The sequence below is a fragment of the Streptomyces calvus genome (genome assembly GCF_006782915.1).
Taxonomy (GTDB): Bacteria; Actinomycetota; Actinomycetes; order Streptomycetales; family Streptomycetaceae; genus Streptomyces; species Streptomyces calvus.
In genome coordinates this window covers 1-17,362 of sequence record NZ_VCNP01000028.1, presented here as the reverse complement: position 1 = coordinate 17,362, position 17,362 = coordinate 1, and the positions used below count along the sequence as shown (strand labels likewise).

Annotated in this window: 13 protein-coding genes; 8 read left to right on the top strand and 5 right to left on the bottom strand. The window is 74.2% G+C overall.

Annotated elements, in window-relative coordinates; genetic code table 11:
• Window positions 1-46: 46 nt before the first annotated feature.
• The 3 genes from FGW31_RS12105 to FGW31_RS12095 all read right to left on the bottom strand — a co-directional run bounded on the left by FGW31_RS12105 (window position 47) and on the right by FGW31_RS12095 (window position 6,537).
• On the bottom strand, window positions 47-2,950 hold the full coding sequence (locus tag FGW31_RS12105; RefSeq protein WP_233452470.1) for a TIR domain-containing protein: 2,904 nt from the start codon (window positions 2,948-2,950) through the stop codon (window positions 47-49).
• Window positions 2,947-3,633, bottom strand: coding sequence for a hypothetical protein (locus FGW31_RS12100; RefSeq protein ID WP_142193419.1), 687 nt, complete (start codon window positions 3,631-3,633; stop codon window positions 2,947-2,949). Before FGW31_RS12100 ends, FGW31_RS12105 begins: the two co-directional genes overlap by 4 nt.
• 63 nt (window positions 3,634-3,696) lie before the next feature.
• Entirely contained in the window at window positions 3,697-6,537 is a 2,841-nt protein-coding gene (locus FGW31_RS12095; protein ID WP_233452469.1) for a WD40 domain-containing protein, read from the bottom strand.
• A gap of 255 nt (window positions 6,538-6,792) precedes the next feature.
• On the opposite strand from FGW31_RS12095, the gene FGW31_RS12090 reads away from it, so the two are divergent.
• Both FGW31_RS12090 and FGW31_RS12085 read left to right on the top strand, forming a co-directional pair.
• A complete protein-coding gene (locus tag FGW31_RS12090) occupies window positions 6,793-7,644 on the top strand; it encodes a hypothetical protein (protein ID WP_142193417.1) in 852 nt (283 codons plus the stop codon).
• Window positions 7,645-7,714: 70 nt separating this feature from the next.
• A complete protein-coding gene (locus FGW31_RS12085) occupies window positions 7,715-8,470 on the top strand; it encodes a hypothetical protein (RefSeq protein WP_142193416.1) in 756 nt (251 codons plus the stop codon).
• Between the two features lie 43 nt (window positions 8,471-8,513).
• On the opposite strand, the gene FGW31_RS12080 is transcribed toward FGW31_RS12085, so the two are convergent.
• A complete protein-coding gene (locus tag FGW31_RS12080; protein ID WP_142193415.1) occupies window positions 8,514-8,900 on the bottom strand; it encodes a DUF192 domain-containing protein in 387 nt (128 codons plus the stop codon).
• A gap of 68 nt (window positions 8,901-8,968) precedes the next feature.
• On the bottom strand, window positions 8,969-10,489 hold the full coding sequence (locus FGW31_RS12075; RefSeq protein WP_142193414.1) for a discoidin domain-containing protein: 1,521 nt from the start codon (window positions 10,487-10,489) through the stop codon (window positions 8,969-8,971).
• Between the two features lie 245 nt (window positions 10,490-10,734).
• Here FGW31_RS12075 and FGW31_RS12070 point away from each other — a divergent pair, with 245 nt between their 5' ends.
• The 6 genes from FGW31_RS12070 to FGW31_RS12045 all read left to right on the top strand — a co-directional run.
• Window positions 10,735-13,035: a Tox-REase-5 domain-containing protein gene (locus tag FGW31_RS12070; RefSeq protein ID WP_142193413.1), complete on the top strand. Its 2,301-nt coding sequence runs from the start codon at window positions 10,735-10,737 to the stop codon at window positions 13,033-13,035.
• Window positions 13,036-13,199: 164 nt separating this feature from the next.
• A complete protein-coding gene (locus FGW31_RS12065; protein WP_142193412.1) occupies window positions 13,200-13,931 on the top strand; it encodes a hypothetical protein in 732 nt (243 codons plus the stop codon).
• Window positions 13,928-14,461 (top strand): hypothetical protein, encoded by a 534-nt coding sequence (locus FGW31_RS12060; RefSeq protein ID WP_142193411.1) that lies wholly within the window; start codon window positions 13,928-13,930, stop codon window positions 14,459-14,461. The genes FGW31_RS12065 and FGW31_RS12060 overlap by 4 nt, the downstream gene beginning before the upstream one ends.
• 316 nt (window positions 14,462-14,777) lie before the next feature.
• Entirely contained in the window at window positions 14,778-15,437 is a 660-nt protein-coding gene (locus FGW31_RS12055) for a hypothetical protein (RefSeq protein WP_142193410.1), read from the top strand.
• Window positions 15,425-16,453 (top strand): hypothetical protein, encoded by a 1,029-nt coding sequence (locus FGW31_RS12050; protein ID WP_142193409.1) that lies wholly within the window; start codon window positions 15,425-15,427, stop codon window positions 16,451-16,453. Before FGW31_RS12055 ends, FGW31_RS12050 begins: the two co-directional genes overlap by 13 nt.
• A gap of 152 nt (window positions 16,454-16,605) precedes the next feature.
• Window positions 16,606-17,362 (top strand): IS481 family transposase (locus FGW31_RS12045; protein WP_142193408.1); only part of this gene is annotated, 757 nt, incomplete at its 3' end.

Here is a 17,362-nt window from a genome sequence, read left to right as displayed (position 1 = left end):
TGAATGTCGTGGTGCGCGGCCGTGGTTGCGGTGGCCGGCGTGTGCGTCAGGCGCACGGCGGGTCGTAGGGGCGGTCGGGGAGGTACTGCTTCCACTGGGACTCGGTGATGCGCGGGGACTCGGCGCACAGCCGTTGGAGGATCGTGTCGACGTCCGTGTGCCACAGCCGCGTGCTGCTCATCGTGGAGACCGCGATGAGCCCTCCGTCGGGGCTGAACGCCAGTCCCGTCGTGTCGTGGGAGCCGCCATCGGCGAGCAGGGCCACCTCGCGGGGCGCGGCGGGGTCGCCGACGTCCCACAGGCGGATGGCCCCGTACTCGTCGACTCCGGCCAGCATGTCCCGGGTGGGGTGCGCCGCGAGGTGGGTCAACTTCCCGGAGTGCCGCTGTGACGCGCCGACGCTCCTCGGCCGGCGCGGGTCGGTGATGTCCCAGGACGTCACCGTTCCCTGCGCGTCCCCGACGAAGAGGGTGCGGCCGTCGGTGCTGGTGGTCAGGGCGCCGGCGCCCGCGTTCCGCAGGGTGATCGCACCGGTTCTGACGGGTTTGTCGGGGCGGCTGATGTCCCACAGGTGGACGGCCCCGCCGTCCTTGCGTACGGCGGCCACGAGGTCCCGGTCCGCGGCGAAGGCGACGGGGACACCTCCTATGTACGACGACGGGCCGGCACCGGAACCGGACAGGGTGCCCAGGGCCCGGGGGCGGTCGGGGTCGCGCACGTCCCACAGGCGGACGGGCCCGAGGGGCGTGGCGGCGGCGAGGAGCGTGCCGTCGGGGCCGTACACCACGTTCTGGGGGGCCTCGACCTCGCGCGGGCCGTCCCGTCGGCGGGGGTGTGACGGGTCGCTCACGTCCCAGAAGCCGAGCGGGTGACCGGTGGCGAGCGTGCGTCCGTCCGGGCTGAAGGAGAAGGACTGGCCGCCCCTGTTGAAGGCGGGAAGCGTGGCCAGGCGCCGTGGTTCCGGCACTCCGCCCACCTGCCAGAGAGCGCCGGGCCGGCCGGTGACGACGGTCCGGCCGTCCGGAGCGAACGGCTGGCCGGACAACTGGCCGGCGGGCAGGGACGCCTGCGCGGACGAACCGTGCGGGCCGGCGACGTTCCACAGGCGCACGGTGGTCTCCCGAAGGTTCGCGTCGTCCGCCCGGGGCGGGCCGTCCGCGGCGGAGGACGCGAGGATGCGGCCGTCCGGGGAGAAGGCGAGGGCGTCGGGGGACCGCGTGTGCCCGGTGAGACGGTCACCCTGCTGGGGGCGCAGGGGGTCGGAGAGGTCCCACAGCTGGATCGTCCCGTCGTCCGCTCCGGTCGCCAGGGTCCTCCCGTCGGCGGCGAAGGCGAGCACCGGGAAGAGCGACGGGCTCGGGTTGTTGAGCGTCGTCCGCAGTACCGGGTGCCGGGGATCGGCGACGTCCCACAGCTCGACCACGCCTTCCTCACCGGATGTGGCGAGGAGATGGCCGGAAGGGCTGAAGTCCAGGGTTGCGGACGGCGCCGCGAACGTGTGGAGTGACGACAGCTTCCCGGACGGGGACAGACGCATCAGCCGTACGCGGTCGTCTCCCACGCCCGTCGCGACCAGGTGCCCCTCCGGGTGCGCGGCGGCACCGAAGCCGAGGGCCGACTCGGCGGAGGGCGAGCCGCCGGTGATCCGGGGGCGGTCCGGGTCGCGGACGTCGAGGAGGACGCTCTGCGTCCCGGTGTCCACCACGAGCAGCGGTGCCGTGCCCGCGAACGCCACGTGCTGCGCGTCGCCGACGGGCCGAACGGACCCGAGCAGCCTCGGCGCGGTCGCGTCCGACACGTCCCACAGGCGGATGCGGCCGGTGTTGTCGCCCTCGGCCAGCATGCGGCCGTCCGCGGCGAAGGCGACCGACCGCGTGAAGCGCCGCGGCCCGTCGAGGGTGGACACGGCCCTGCCCGTCGCCGTGTCGAACAGCGTGACGCCGCCGTCGTCGGCGGCGGCCAGCAGCCGTCCGCGCGGGCCGAAGGCGAGGGCGCCGGAGGTGGGGCCGGTGTGCAGGACGCGGGGGAGGGACCCGCTGCCGAGCAGGGCGCCGACGGCCTGCTCGGTGTGCGACAGGCGGTAGGCCTCCACCAGGAGCTGGCGGGCCAGGTCGGGCCGGGCGTCCTGGATGGACGCGGCCTCCGCGACCAACTGCCGCGAGGTGGCGGCCAGCTGGCGTTCGGTGGCGATGTCGCGCTGGCGGTCCGCGGTCAGCCCGAGGGCCGTGGCCGTCACCAGCAGCGCGGTCAGGACCAGGATCGTCGCGGCGACCAGCCGGTTGCGCTGTCGTCTCAGCCGCAGGTGGTGCCCGATCAGATCGGCCTTCGACCGGCCCTGGACGGGTGCCACGAACTCCGCGACGTCCGCCAGCAGCCGCGGATCGTTGACCGGGACGGAGCCGCGCTCGTCGATCTGCGCGCGCAGCCATCTCAGGTCCACCCACCGCGGACAGCCGGGCGCCACCGCCAGCAGCTTCCGCATCTGCTCCCGCGGCAGCGCGTCCGTGCGGGACCAGTCGAAGTCCTGCGCCTCGCGGTCCCACTCCAGTTGCCCGTCGGTCCAGGCGAGGAGCACACGCGTGCCGGGCTTGTTCGCCACCCACCAGTCGATCTCGGCGCGCACCCACGGGGACGCCGCCGCCAGCGGAGAGGCCATCACCACCAGCCAGCGGGAACGGGCCAGCGCCCGCTCGATGTCCCCCTGGAGGTCGGGGCTGGCGGCGAGATGGGTCATGTCGCGGAACACGCGCAGCCGCACCGGCCGGTACCAGGGCCGCCCGAAGTTCTCCATGCCGCGCTGGAAGACCGTCGCGACGTCGCGGTCCAGGTGCTGGCTGTAGGAGATGAAGACGTCGTAGTGCGGTGCGTCGCCGTCCGGCCGCCGCGCGGTCGGGTCGCCGCCGGACGCCTCCGCGGGGGACTCGTCCGTGGGCCGCGCCGGGCCCGTCACGAGGTGACGCGGGTGGTGCCCGCGGTCAGCCGGTCGCCGACGCGGGACCAGACGGTGGTGGCGTCGCCGCTCGGGCAGCAGTGCGGGTCGTTGGTGCGCCACCACTTCTCCTGCACGACGATCCGGCCCGGCTCGAAGTCCGCCCCCACGACCATCGTCGGGTAGGGGCCGGCCTTGCGCCGCGGGGTGATCGTGCCGAGGGCGGCGAGGTTGTCCCCCTGGTGGGTGTAGACCACGTAGGCGGAGGCGATCTGGGCGTTCATGGTCACCGTGTCGCGGCAGCCGACGTACACGGCGGCCTCGTCCCGGCCGTCGCCGTCGGTGTCCCCGTACAGGACGTGCTTCCCCCTGCTGACACGGACCGTCCCCCACACCGTGGACGTGGCCCGTGTCTCGGGTTCGCCGCCGAAGCGCACCAGGCCCGGCACGTCGCAGAACGTGCCCGGGACGGGGACCCGCGCCCAGTCCACGTCGTGCAGGTCCGCCGGTGCCGGCCCGACGACCACCGGCCCGGACACCGACGAGGCGCTCGGCGACGCGGTGGCCGGCGCGGACGTGTCCCGGCCGGCCGACTCGACGGGTGGAGCGGGGCTCGGGCTGTCGCAGGCGCCGGTCCCGGCCAGGACGGCCAGGACGGCCAGGAGCGCGGCGAGCGGGGTGGCGCGTGGTAAGCCGGTTCTCACGGTGTCCTCCGGTTCGTTCCGGTTCGGATGCGGACGCATGCCGGGTCGCAGGGACGGTTGTCGTCAGGCGCAGGGCGGGTCGTAGGGGCGGTCGGGCAGGTACTGCGCCCACTGGTCGCGGCGGATGCCGGCGGACTCCGCGCACAGCCGCCGCAGCAGGGTGTCCGGGTCCACGGTCCACAGCCGCATGCCCCGGTCCCCGCTCACCGCCAGGAGGCGTCCGTCCGGGCTGAACCCCACGGCCGCGCCCGGATAGAGGTCGCCGCTGCTCAGCACGGTCACCTCGACGGGCCGGGCCGGGTCACGGACGTTCCACAGGCGGACCCGGCCGTCCAGGCCCGCGGTGGCCGCCAGTTCCCCGCCGGGGTGGGCCGCGGCACCGCTGACCTCACCGGTGTGCCGGGTGGAGGCACCCTTGCGGACCGGCCGGCCGGTCCGTGAGACGTCCCACACGGTGAGCGTTCCCGTCTCGTCGCCGACGAGCAGGGTGCGGTCGTCCGGGTCGAAGACCAGCGCGGTGGCCTTCCCGCCCGGCGTCGGGACGTTCCCCGCCGGTGTGGGCCGGGCGCGTGCGCTCACCTTCCACAGCCGTACCCGGTCGCCGTCGTCGGCCGGTGCGGCGAGCAGCGCGCCGTCGGGGCTGAACGCCAGCGCGTGCGGCCAGGTGTCGACATCGGTCAGTTCGGCGAGGAGCCGGGGCCGCGTCCGGTCGCGCACGTTCCACAGCTCGACGGTTTCGCCGGTGCGGGACGCGACGGCCAGCACGGGCAGTTCCGGGTTGACCTGCACGTCGCTCGCGCCCCACGTGCGGGACGTGCCCCGGGTGAGGCCGCGCGGGCGCTGCGGATCGGTCAGGTCCCACGCGGTCACCGGCAGACCGGAGAACAGGGTGCGGCCGTCCGTGCCGAAGGCCGCGGCCTGGCCGGTGACGCTGACCGTCTCCACGGCGGACGTGAAACGGGGCGTGTCCGCGCCGTCCACCCGCCAGACGGTGGTGGGCCGGCCGCCCGCGGCCAGCAGACGGCTGTCCCGGCTGAACGACGGGGGATGGTCGCCGTCGGCCGGCAGCGTGGTGGACGCCGAGGTCCGTTCGCTCCCGGAGACGGACCACAGCCGTACCGCTCCGGCCGCGTCGTCCGTCGCGCCGACGGACGCCAGGCTGTGCCCGTCCGGGCCGAAGGACAGTGCGCGCACCCCCGCCGTGTGGCCGGCCAGCCGGTCGCCGGGGCGCGGCCGCAGCGGATCGGACAGGTCCCACAGGGCGACCGTGCCGTCACTGTCCCCCGCGGCCAGGGTGGCCGCGTCCGGGGAGAACGCCACGACGTGGATGCCGAACCGGCTCTGCGCGTACAGCTCGGGCCGGGCGACCGGACGGGCGGGGTCGGCGACGTCCCACACCAGCACCCGGCTGTCGCCGCCGGCGACGGCGAGCGTCTGGCCGTCCGGGCTGAACGTGGCGCGCCGCACCGGCTGTTCCAGCCCCCTGGGCGGCGCTGGCAGGGTGGCGACCCCGCGCGGCCGCGCGGAACCGGACACGGTCCACAGCCGCAGCTTCCCTTCCGGCGTGGCCGTCACCAGCAGCTCACCGGTCGGACTCACCGCGACCGGGTCGCCGGGCAGGTCGGCGAGGCGGCGCAGGCGCGCCGGGTCCCGGACGTCGAGGACGGCACCGCCCGTCTCCCTCATGGCGACCAGCAGTCCGGACGAGGTGAGGTCCAGGGCGGCCAGGCCCCAGCGGCCGGCCGGCACGCGCCCCGTCGACAGCGTCCGGACGCGGCCGGTGTCCGACACGTCCAGCAGCCGTATCCGGCCGTCGGCGCGGGCGAGCGCCAGCAGGTCACCGTCCGGGCTGAACGCGACCGCCCTCACTCCCGGCTTCCCGCGGTCCACCGTCACCGGCCGGCCCGGACGGGCGGGGTCGAGGAGGCGGACGGTGTCGTCGGCCACGACGAGCAGGCCCCGGCTGCTGTACGCGGCGGCGCGGACCGTGCCGTGCCGCTCCACGGCCCGGGGCATCGCGTGGGACTCCACGAGCGCTCCCACCGCCTCGGCCGTCGGCGCGAACCGGTAGGCCTGCACCATCAACTGGCGCGCCAGGTCCGGATGGGTGTCGCTGATCGACGCGGCCTCGGCGACCAGCTGCCGGGACTGCGCGACCAGGGTCTGCGCGCGGGCGCGGTTGCGCTGGTCGTAGGCGGTGATCCCGCCGGCCACGGCGAGCAGCAGCAGCACGGTGAGCACCGCGACCGTGGCCCGCAGCCGGCGGCGGGCCCGCCGCCGCTGACGGACGTGGTCGCCGATCAGTTCGTCCTTCGACCGGCCGGTCAGCGGCGCGACGAACTCCGCCACGCAGTCGACGAGCCGCGGGTCCGACCGGGTCTGCTCGGGGCTGCGCAGCCAGCGCAGGTCCACCCAGCGGGGCTGCTGCGCGAACGCCCCGGACATCACCTCGTACGGCAGGGCGTCGGTCCTCGACCAGTCGAACGACTCCCGTTCCGCGTCCCAGGCCAGGGTGCCGTCGGTCCAGGCGATGAGCAGCGTGTCCGCGGACCGGTGGGTGAGCCACCAGGCGATCTCCTGCCGCACCCACCGGGACGCGGCGGCCGACGGGCTGGCCATCACCACCAGCCACCGGGAGCGGGACAGCCCCGCCTCGATGTCCCGCCACAGGTGCGGGCTCGCCGTGAGGTTGGTCTCGTCACGGAACAGCCGCAGGGTCCTCGGCCGGTACCAGGGACGGCCGAAACTCTGCAGCCCGTTCTGCAGCGCCTTGGCGACCTCCCGGTCCCAGGCATGGCTGTACGAGATGAAGGCGTCGTACTCGGCGGCAGGGTGCTCAACGGCTGTGCTCGACTCGCGGCTTACGGTGCCACCTCCCGATGCGGCAGCCGCGGGAACGGTCACCGTCCCCCGAGCGTCCCGCGGTGCGTCCGTGCCGAGTGGCCGTCGGGCCACATGCGTATCTTCAGTTCCCTGCACAGGGCGGGGAGAAAACATAGCCTGTACGAACGAACGGACGCGGGCGAAGCGGCGAAGTCCGCCCGAACGCGGTCGTGTTGGCGCGTTCGTGGCGCACGTGCACGGTGCCGGCCGCCGCGGCGCGCGGTTTCCGGCCGTCCCGAGCGGAAACGCTACCGGCAGAACCACGGAGGGATGGACATGTCCGGTGCACTGCCGCCCGGCGGCTTGAAGGGACTGCGGATCGGCGTCTCGGTCGCCCCGAGCGCGGATCTGGACCGGCTGGGACTCACCGAGGCCCGGTTCCGTGCCGTCCTCGGTGAACTCGCCCGGTCCGTCGTCACCGCGGACGGCCGGCTGGCCTACGGCGGCAACCTGAGCGAGGACGGCTACACCGCCTTCCTGGCCGGCCAGGCGCACCTCCACGCCCCCGGCTCGCGCCCGCTGCTCGCCTGCGTCCCCTTCAGCGAGCACCGCTCGCTGCCGCTGCCCGAACTCGCCGGCCGCCTCGAACGGTTCGGCCGGCAGGCGGAGATCGTCTGCCTGGACGCCGACGGCAGCCCCGTCGACGCCACGACCGGCCGCGGCGAGGCACCCGAGCCCGTGACCGACCCCGGCGCCCGCCACCGCGCGCTCACCGGGATGCGGCGCCACCTGATGCGCCGGGTGGACGCGCACCTGCTCCTCGGCGGGCGGCGCGGCGGGTTCCAGGGAGCGCTGCCGGGCCTCGTGGAGGAGGCGCTGCTGGCGCTGGAGGCCGGGCTGCCCGTCTACCCCGCGGCCGGATACGGCGGAGTCACCGCCGACATCGCGAAGGCCCTCGGTATCGACGGCGCCCCGCACCTGCCCGACCCCTCCGACGCCACCCCGCCCGACCCCCGCCTCCTCGACGGCCTGGCCCGCCTGCGCGCCCTCGCGGACGCTGCGGCCCGGCGGAACTCCGGCAACGGCCTGACCGACGAGGAGAACCGGCGGCTGGCCGGCTCCCGGGACCCCGGCGAGATCACCGCGCTGGCCGCCCGCGGCCTGGCCCGCCTGCGCCAGGACCGCTGACCGGGTAGGTTTCCCCACCGGCACGGACAGCGGGCCGTGCCTCTGCGGAACTCGGGAAAGGACAGCGCAAGTGACGGTGCGTCGGGGGCGGGGCGTCAACAACGGGTTACGCACGGCGGGGCGGGCGGCGGTGGCCGCCGCGCTCGGTGCCGTCGTGGGGATCGCCGCCTACTCCATCGCGCAGACCGGCGGCCGGCTGCTGTCCGTCGTGGTCGGCGCCGTGCTCGGCCTGGCGCTCGTGCTGGGTGCCGATCTGTACCGCAGGTCGGTCCAGCTGACCGAGCTGCGCCTCGTCCTGCCCGGCAGCGAGATGACGTTCCAGGTCAACACGGACATGCGGCAGGCGGCGCTGCGCATGTTCTTCCAGGCCGCGACCCGGGTCGCCACCCGGCCGCTGGACGACGGCAGCGGCAATCTGCGCGAGGCCCTCACGTCCCTCAAGACGCTGTTCGACATGTACCGCGAGCCCCTGGAGTCCGGCACCGCGCCGCCGCCTCCGCGCGACGGCGACTCCGTCCACGAACTCGTGCTGGACATCCTCAACTTCGAACTGGCGCCGTTCCTCGCCACCTGGCACCCCCGGCTGCGCGCCTTCGAGGAGGCACACCCCGGCGAGGACGAGTCGGCGTGGGAGCTGAACGCCGAGTTCCGCCAGGCGTTGCGGGAACTCCAGCGGAACCTGCGGCCGTACGTCATCGGCCTCGGCGAGATCGCCGGCATCCGCGACCCGGAGCGTCATCTGCGCCGGTCCGGCTGGCAGGGCGCACGCGGCGGCTCGGCGACCGTCCCCGGGCAGGGCGGAACGCGGGGCGCCGCCACCATCTGAGCCCCACGCCGGTTCTGTTCGCGTGGTGCGCGGTACGGGCCCGTCACGGCCCTTCGCGCACCACGCGCACCTCGGCCCCGGCCCGCAGCCCCCACCGCGCCATCGCCCCCGCCTCGGCCTCCAGCACGTGCCGGGCCCGCGGCCGGGGCAGCCCGAGCCGCCCCGGCGGCATGGTGCGCACGGCGAGGACCCGCAGCCGCCGGTCGAGGTAGGCGACGTCGATGGGCATGCGCATCCGGAAGGTGTGCACACCGCTCGCGGGGGAGAGCAGCAGCGCCCCGTCCAGCGCGTCCCGGCCCAGCAGGCCCCTCGTACGGGCCCGGTAGGAGGTGGCGATCTCCAACGGCACCCGTACGGGCGGCAGTTCACCGCCGCCGTCCGGCACCGCCGCCACCGTCAGCTCCCCGTGCCCGTCCCGCCAGCGCGCCATGCCACCGACCCCCTCTGTCCCCACCGGCCACCGTCCGCACCGAACGTATCCCCGGTGGCCGTCCGGCGTCAGTGCCGGCGCAACTGCGCGGCCAGGGCGGCCAGCGCCTCGGCGGTCGCCGCGAGGCTCGCCACGGCGCTCTCCAGCTCCGCGGCCACACGCGGGGCGACGACGGGGACGGCCGGGGCGGCGACGGGCGTGCCGCGGTAGCCGATGGGGCCCTCGTTGTGGCGCTGGTAGTAGCCGGTGAACGCCCGCCCGGCGGGCGCCTCGGCGAACCGGACCCGGGCGAGCTGGGTCTCGCCCGCGCCGGAGTTGCGGGTGATGTCGAGACGGTAGTGGCCGTAGGGCGCGGCAGTGGTGCGCAGGTGGAACTCCCGGGTGTGGTGGCGCTCGGGGAACGTCTCGCCGCTGCGCGTGTCCAGCGGTGTCCAGGTCCGGCCGTCGTGCGAGCCGTACAGGGTCCAGTCGCGCGGGTCCCGGTCGGCGCAGTCGTTCGCCGAGGTCAAGGAGTAGGAGGCGACGGCGGCCGGCCGGGCGAGGGTGAAGTCCAGCCGCGCGGTGTCCTCGAACGCCAGCCACTTGCCGTGGTGGCTCTCGAGCAGGTTGTCCGCTCCTTCGCCCCCGTCGTCGAACTCCTCGCTCGCCTCCACACCGGTCGCCTCGACCTCCGCGTCGGGTGCGTGCAGTACGGCCGTGCCGGAGTTGCCCCGCTGGTCGCGCCAGGTCACCCGGTCGACCAGGGCGCCGCCGTCGTCCACGAGCAGCCGCAGCTCCCCGGAGGCGTGCCAGCGGCCGCCCCATCCCTCCTCGGTGGAGAAGCGGTACAGCGGGGACGCCGCGAGGTTCGGCGTCTCCTCCGAGAACGGCCGGCGGTCGGTCAGCAGCCCCCGGTACTCGTACGCCGTCCCGTCCGCCGCGCGGTGACAGCCGTGGAAGTCGGACATGTTGGCCTGGAAGCTGATGGCGGACTCGGCGCCGTCCTCCGTGCGCCAGCCGAGCTGCGCGGGCAGCGAGCGCTCGTCCCGGTCGATGTGGAACAGCAGGCGCGGGGCCGCCTGCCAGGGGGCGGAGGCGGCGTGGGCCGGGCGGCGCTCCGTGCGGTAGGTGAAGACCGAGTCGCGGGCGGCCTCCGCCGTCCGTGCACGCTCCGAACGGCCCCGCTCCCACACCGGGTCCAGGGTGATCCGGTACAGCCACAGCATGCTGCTCGCCTCGGCCGAGGAGCGTATCTCCAGCGTGTTGGTGCCCGGCCCGAGCAGATCCCCGGGCACGGCGAAGACGTTGTCGTGCGGAAGGTCGCCGCCACCGGGCACGGTCAGGCCCCCGGCCAGCACCTCGCCCTGGAGGAGGACGTCCATGGGCGCGTGACCCGGGGAGGAGCCGAGCTTGGAGACGAGGGCCGTGACGGTGAGCGTCGCCTGGGGGACGTCCTTGAGGTGCGCCACCTCGAAGTCCAGCGTCACGGACCCGCCCGCGCTGAGCGCCACATGCGATCCCGCGAAGCGGGCCCCGTGGTACCGGACCTCGGCGTTGGCCGACCGGGCCGGATCGACGGAGAAGTCCGCGAACGTGACATCAAATCCCATGGCGCTCAAGCTCCCTGACTGGTCATCGGACCGCGTTGCCGCCATGCGGCGGTGACGGTGATCAGGGACCCTAGCGCCCGGGTCCGACAACGCCCGCCGCCCGGCGGCCGGTGGCCTCCCGTCGGGCACTTGGGGCACCGCTTTGGGCCCACGGGCCCATGCCCCGGCGCCCGCCGCTCCCTACCCTCGGGCCGTGCCGCGCATCGGCCGCGGCGCCCGACGGGGGAGTCGAGAAGGGGGCGGCCATGGCCTGGACCGGAGGAGGGGCGCAGCCGGGGCCCGCGCGGGCCCCGGGCGACGGGGCGGGCCGCAGGGACGTGCCGCGGTCCCTGTCCCGGGCCCTGCTGCTCGTCCACACGCTGTTCGCGCTCACGGTCCTCGGCGGCCTGGGCCTGCTCCTGACCGCCGCCTCGCTCGACGCCGTGGACGGTGCGCTGCTCGCCCAGGTGGCCCACGCCGCCGCTCCCGGCGCGCTCGGCTGGTGGCTGGCCCGCCGCACCTGGCGGGGCGGGACGGCGATCCTGTCCGGCCTGATCGCCGTCCAGGCCTGGCTCGTCCTCGGCGCGGTGGCCAACCTCGCCGACGGCTCGGCCCGCGGCCTCACCCAGCTCCTCCCGCCCCTCGCGGTCCTCTTCCTCCTCACCCGCCCGGACGCGCGCGCCTGGTACCGCCTGCCCGGGCCGGACCGGCGCGAACGCCGCCCCTTCTCCCTCGCCCGGATGATCCGCATGCGCCGGGACGAGGGCCAGACGGCGGTGGAGTACGCGGGCCTGGTCGCGGTCGTCGCGGCGATCGTCACGGCCCTCGTCGTCTCCGGCCTCGGCACCCAGGTCCTCAACGGCATCCAGGCGCAGGTGTGCCGCGTCACCGGGACGGCGTGTCCCGCACCGGGCGGCGACGACGGCCGGACCACCGCGGAGGGCGACGACGGCACGGGCGGCACCGGAGGAACGGGCGGCACCGGGAACCCGGGCGGCGACCCCGGCGGCACCGACCCGGACCGCGACGCCCCGCCCGCCGGCGACGGGGCCGTCGTGGACCCCGCGGACCCCGTGGCCGCCGAGGACGAGACCGACGAGCCGCCGTACGAGGAACCGGCCGGCGACGACGGCGACGAGGACAACGACGCCGACGGCGGCGACGGCGAGGGCGAGGGCGAGGGCTGCTTCTCCGGTTTCGGCGCCTTCTTCGGCTGCGCCGGCGACCAGCTGGGACAGGTCGGCGGGGGCCTCTTCGTCGACGGCATCTGGGGCGACGTCACCGGCATCTGGGACGTGGCGACGAACCCGGTCGACACCTGGAACGGCCTGATGGACTACGGCCGTTCACTGGGCGACGACTGGTGGGGCGCCACCGAGGACGCCCGCGGGATGTGGGGCGACGGCGACTACCTCGGCGCGGTCCTGGACTGGGGCGGCGCCTCGCTCGGCACCGGCGGCACCGTCCTGTTCGACGCGTTCGTCGGCGACGACGTCGTCGAGCAGTGGAACGACGGCAACGGCACCCGGGCCGTCACCACCGTCGTCTGGAACGTCGGCTCCCTCTTCATCCCCGGCTACGGCGAAGTGAAGATCGCCGAGAAGGTCGGCTCGCTCGGCAGGCTGAGCCGGGTCGTGGACGACGCGTCCGAGGCGGCGCAGGACGCCCGCCGCGCCGCCGAAACCGGCGACCTGGACGCTCTCGAGGACGCCGCGCGGCGCGCCGACGAGGCGGCGGACGAGGCGGAGGAGACGGCCCGCAGGACCGGCTGCACCCTCTCCGCACCGCCGCGCAGGATCCCGTACGGCGGCGGCACGCCCCCGCACCTCCAGGGCGGCGGCACGGTCCTCGCCGCGCCCCTCGCCCGCACCCCGTACGCCGTCCGCGCGGAGGGCGGCTGCGACGAGGAGGCCGCGGAACAGGCCCGCGAGGCCCGCGCGCACGAACGCCGCGCCTACCTGGAACGCAAGCGCGCCGAGGAACCCGAACGCGCCCGGCGGGCACTGGAGAACAAGAAGCCGTGGCCCGAGCCCCGGCACGGCGACACCGCCGACCCGCGCAACTACAACCCGCCGGACTGGGCCGAGAACCTGCACGGCCGCACCTACGGGGACGCCGACCACGGCGACGGCTTCTGGGCGAGCCGCGACCGCAACCCGGCGCCCACCTGGAAGAACGAGTCGTGGCTGCGCTACCAGGAACAGGTCACCGGCACCGAGCGCGGACACGAGTACGTCGTCCCGCACCCCGACCCGGACGTGCCGGACGTCGAGTTCGACGGCTGGGACTCCTCCCGCCGGACCTATCTGGAGGCCAAGAACGGCTACGACAGCTTCCTGAGCGCCGACCGCACCGAACTCACCCCGTCGGGCCGGGAACGCCTGCTGGCCGAGGCCCGCAGGCAGGTGAGCGCGGCGAACGGCAAGGACATCGAGTGGCACTTCTCCAACGAGGAGGTCGCCGACGCGGCGCGGGACGCCTTCGACGACGCCAACCTGGACATCGAGGTCGTCCACACCGCCCCCGCACCCGTCGCCGGCGACCGCCGCCCCGAGGCGTTCGGCTGACGGGCCGGACGGCGTCGGCGAACCTAGGCTGGGAACGGCCGCCGACGACGCGGAAAGGCAGCGGAGAAGAAACAGAAAAGCGGAGAAGACAGAAAAGCGGAGAAGAAACAGAAAAAAGGAAGCGGAAAGCAGCGGACTGGCAGCGGAAGGGAAGAGCACAGGTCATGCGACGAGTGGTGCGGGGCTTCTGGGGGCCCCGGCAGGAGTCGGCGGAGGCCCTCGCCGGACGGTGGACGACCACGCTGGACCGGTTCGCGCGGCTCCTGCCCGCCGCCGGGGCACCGGGATCGGACGACGAGGGATGGACCTGGCGCACGGTCCCCGCGTCCGGACCGGCCGTGACACTGCGGCCGGCGGACCGGACGGCGCTGCCGGAGGCGCTGCGCACGGCGCAGGCGGCCGACGACTGGTCCGCCGCGAACGGCACCTCGCTGCGCCTGCTCGCCGACACCGCGCCCGGCTGGAAGGTGGAGATCGCCGGACTGGCGGGCGGCACCTCCGAGTTCCTGCTCCAGTCCCTGGTGGCCACGGTCGTCGCCCCGGACGACGCGCACCTGCCGGACGACCGGCTGCTCACCGCCGTCGCCGAGGCCTGGCAGCCGGATCACGGCGACGTGGGCGACCGCGCCGTGACGTCGGCCCTGAAGAAGGAGGCCGGCTTCAAGGTCGGCACCCCTGCGGTCGGCTGGATCGCGTACCTGTCCCCGTCCCGCGCGAGCCGCGTCCCGGCCTCCCTGGCCGCCGGCTCCCGGCACCAACTCCCGGACGGCGGCGGCCTGCTGCTCACCCTCGCGTCGCCCGGTGACGTCGCCGCCGTCGTCACGGCCTACCGGTCCCTCAAGGAGGCCGGGGCGCTGGAGCCGCTGCCGCAGCCGATGACGAGGCCCACGCTGTGACGGCCCGCTCCGGCGAGCCCTTCGACGCCGGCCGGGCGGCGTCCGTCGTCCTGGCCCACCTGGCCGGCCCAGTGCCGCCGACCGGCCCGACGGCCGACGAGGGCGAGCCGGTCACCGGCGAGTGGACCCTGACCCGCGGCGCGGGCTTCCTGCTCTTCCCCGTCTGGGAGAGCGACCCCCTCACCGGCGTGTACGGCCGTGCCTGGAACGAGGCCGAGGCGACGGCCGAGGCCCATCTGACCGCGCTCACGGCGGAACTGGACCGCCACTGGGGCCCCCACCGCACGGTGCCCCTGCACCTGCCCCTCCTGCGGGGCCGGACCGCGCAGCCCTTCCCGGAGCCGTTCCGCACCCTGTCCGCCAAGGACTGCCACGGCGACCTGACGGTGTGGGGCCCCCTGCCCGGCGCGGCCCCCCGCTGGGCGGCCGTCTCCCTCAACCAGTCCGACGGCGACGCCCCCATGATCATCACCGCCCTGATCAGCGCCCGCCCGATCACGGAACCCGCCGACCCGGACCGACGCCGGTAGCCGACCCGGCCGTCCGGCGGCCGGGACGGCGGCCGGACAGCGCGAAGAGCGCGGACAGCGCGAACACATGAAGCTCGTCGCCTGGCTGAAGGCCGAAAACACTCTGGGTCACGGCCGCGCCCGGCGCCCTCGTCGCGCACACGCTTGCCGGGACGGGCGGCAAGCGGGCCGCTCACCGCGGGCCGGCGGCACGGGTGATCTGCTCCAATTGGGCTTTCGTCCCCACAGGTTGGCATCCATCACTCTGGTGTCGTCACGCATGACGCGGATAGCTTGGGTCCGCTCAAGAGAAGCCTCGCCCCACCGGGAGCCGACTGTGAACCGCCGCCCCACCCTGCTCGCAGCGTTCGCGCTGATCGCCACCGCGGCCCTGACGCTGTCCGCGTGCGGAAGCGACGACGACAGTTCCACGAAGGACAACGACAAGATCGCGGGCGCTGACACGGGCACCGAGAAGTCGGCGTCCCCGACCGCGTCGGCCTCCGCCTCGGCCGATCGCCCGAAGATCACCTTCCCCGCCGACGCGAAGAACGTCTTCGAAGGTGGGAAGACGGGCGACCCGACGAAGGACGCCGTGCTCGCGGACAGTGCTCTGGGCATCAACTCCGTCGATGAAGCGATCTTCACGGGCAGCACGGACACGGAGGCGCTCGGCTTCTACAACACCGAGAAGGCCCTGAGTTCGTCGATCACGTACGCCCAGCGCTACATCGACGGCAACGACACCTGGATCGGTGTCACGCGGTACTTCGACCGCAAGGTGACGCTCAGCAGCGACAGCGAGGCCTACGTCACCTATTGCTCGGACGAGAGCAAGTCCTACATCAAGAGCAAGAAGACCAACAAGGTCGACAGGTCGCCGGCGACCTCCGACAGCTACGTGTTGTACAACGCCAAGCTGGCGAAGAACGGCGATGGAGTCTGGCAGACCACCGACATCGTTTCGAAGAGGGGAGCCAAGGAGTGCCAGCCGTAAAGAACTCACTCAGGGTCGCCACGGTACTTGGTTTCCTGAGCGTGTCCCTCTTCGCAGTCCCGGCTGCTTTCGCCGACCGGGGCAAGTACGGCAACAATGGCGACACCGAGCAACGTGCCGACACCGGCCCCGACGGAACCGTCTCCGTGACCGTGGGCGGCATCGTCTTCGACCGTTCGAAGAACGGCAGCGGCGGTTCCGCGGGCGCGCTGACGTCGTCCACGTCATGGACGCCCCCGGCCTGCTGGTACGCCCCCAAGTACACGCCCGAGCAGTTGCAGAAGTACCTGGAGCCGATCTGGGAAGCCGGCTCCACGGGGTACGAGTGGGACGCCGAGCAGCGGAAGAAGTACAACGCCGACGACGAGAAGAAGGCCTTCAACAAGGACAAGTCCGGCGAAGGTTACTGGTGGGGCTCGTACGTCAACGAGAGCTACCCGCCCGGCTGGGACGCCTGCGACAAGGACTACTTCTGGGTGGACAAGGGTGACCCCCCGCCCGCCGGCATCGAGAACGCCGTCACCCCGGAGGTCCTCGCCGAACTCGCCTACGCGGAGATCCGCGTCCCGGGCACCGAGGTGACGCTGGCCCCGGCGGAGGCGACCAAGGTGAACCTGCCGACCTGGGCCTGGCTGGACGGCGCGGAGTTCAAGCCGGTCTCGGTCACCGCGTCGGTGCCGACGATCGGCATCCAGGCGACCGCCACGGCGGAGCCGGTCTCGCTGCAGATCAAGCCGGGCACCCCGGACGCCGAGACGTACCCGGCCTCGGGCGTCTGCGAGATCAACGACGGCCGTATCGGCGAGCCCTACGCGAAGGGCAAGGCGGACGAGACGCCGCCGTGCGGGGTGAAGTACCTGCGCTCCTCAGGCGACGGCTCGTTCCCGCTCCGGGCCACGGTCACCTGGGAGATCCACTGGACGGGCACCGACGGCGCGGGCGGTGACCTTCCCGACGGCGACTTCGGAGCGACACAGGACGTCGTCGTCCAGGAGATCCAGGCCATCAACCGCTGAACGCCCCGCCGTGCCCCGTACCGCGCCGTTTCGACGCCCTAGGTGTGCTGTCCCGGGACGTTGGTGACACGCGTGCTGGGTGCTTGAACAGGTGAGGGCCTTCTGGGTTCGGTGTGGATTGCGACATCTACGCCCGACCGCAGGAGGCCCTCGTGTCCCACCGTAACGCCCCGCTGACTCCGACCGGACGGCTTCGCCTGGCCCGGTGTGTCGTGGACGAAGGCTGGCCGCTGCGGCGGGCCGCGGAACGCTTCCAGGTCAGCCACACCACCGCCGCACGCTGGGCGGGCCGCTACCGGCAACTGGGCCCGGCCGGGATGCTCGACCGCTCCAGCCGCCCCCACCACAGCCCGCGCCAGACGCCCGCCCCGGTCGAACAGCAGGTGGTGCGGCTGCGACGCGAACACCGGATCGGTCCGGTGCGGCTGGCCGCCCGTTGCGGCATCGCCGCTTCCACCGCCCACCGCGTCCTCGTCCGGCACGGCCTGCCCGCGCTCGCCGCCTGCGACCGGGCCACCGGCGAACCCGTCCGCCGCTACGAGCGTGCCCGGCCCGGCGAACTGGTCCACATCGACGTCAAGAAGCTCGGCCGCATCCCCGACGGCGGCGGCCACAAGGTCCTCGGCCGGGCAGCCGGCCGGGCCAACCAGGACCGCCGCAACGGCACCGGATACGCCTACCTGCACACCGCCCTGGACGACCACACCCGCCTCGCCTACACCGAGGACCTGCCCGATGAGAAGGCCGCCACCTGCGCAGCCTTCCTGCGACGGGCAACTGCCTGGTTCGCCCAGCAAGGCGTCACCGTCGAGCGCGTGCTGACCGACAACGCCTGGGCCTACACCAAGAACACCTGGCGCCAGACCTGCCACGAGCTGGGCATCAGCCCCCGCTGGACGAGGCCCTGGC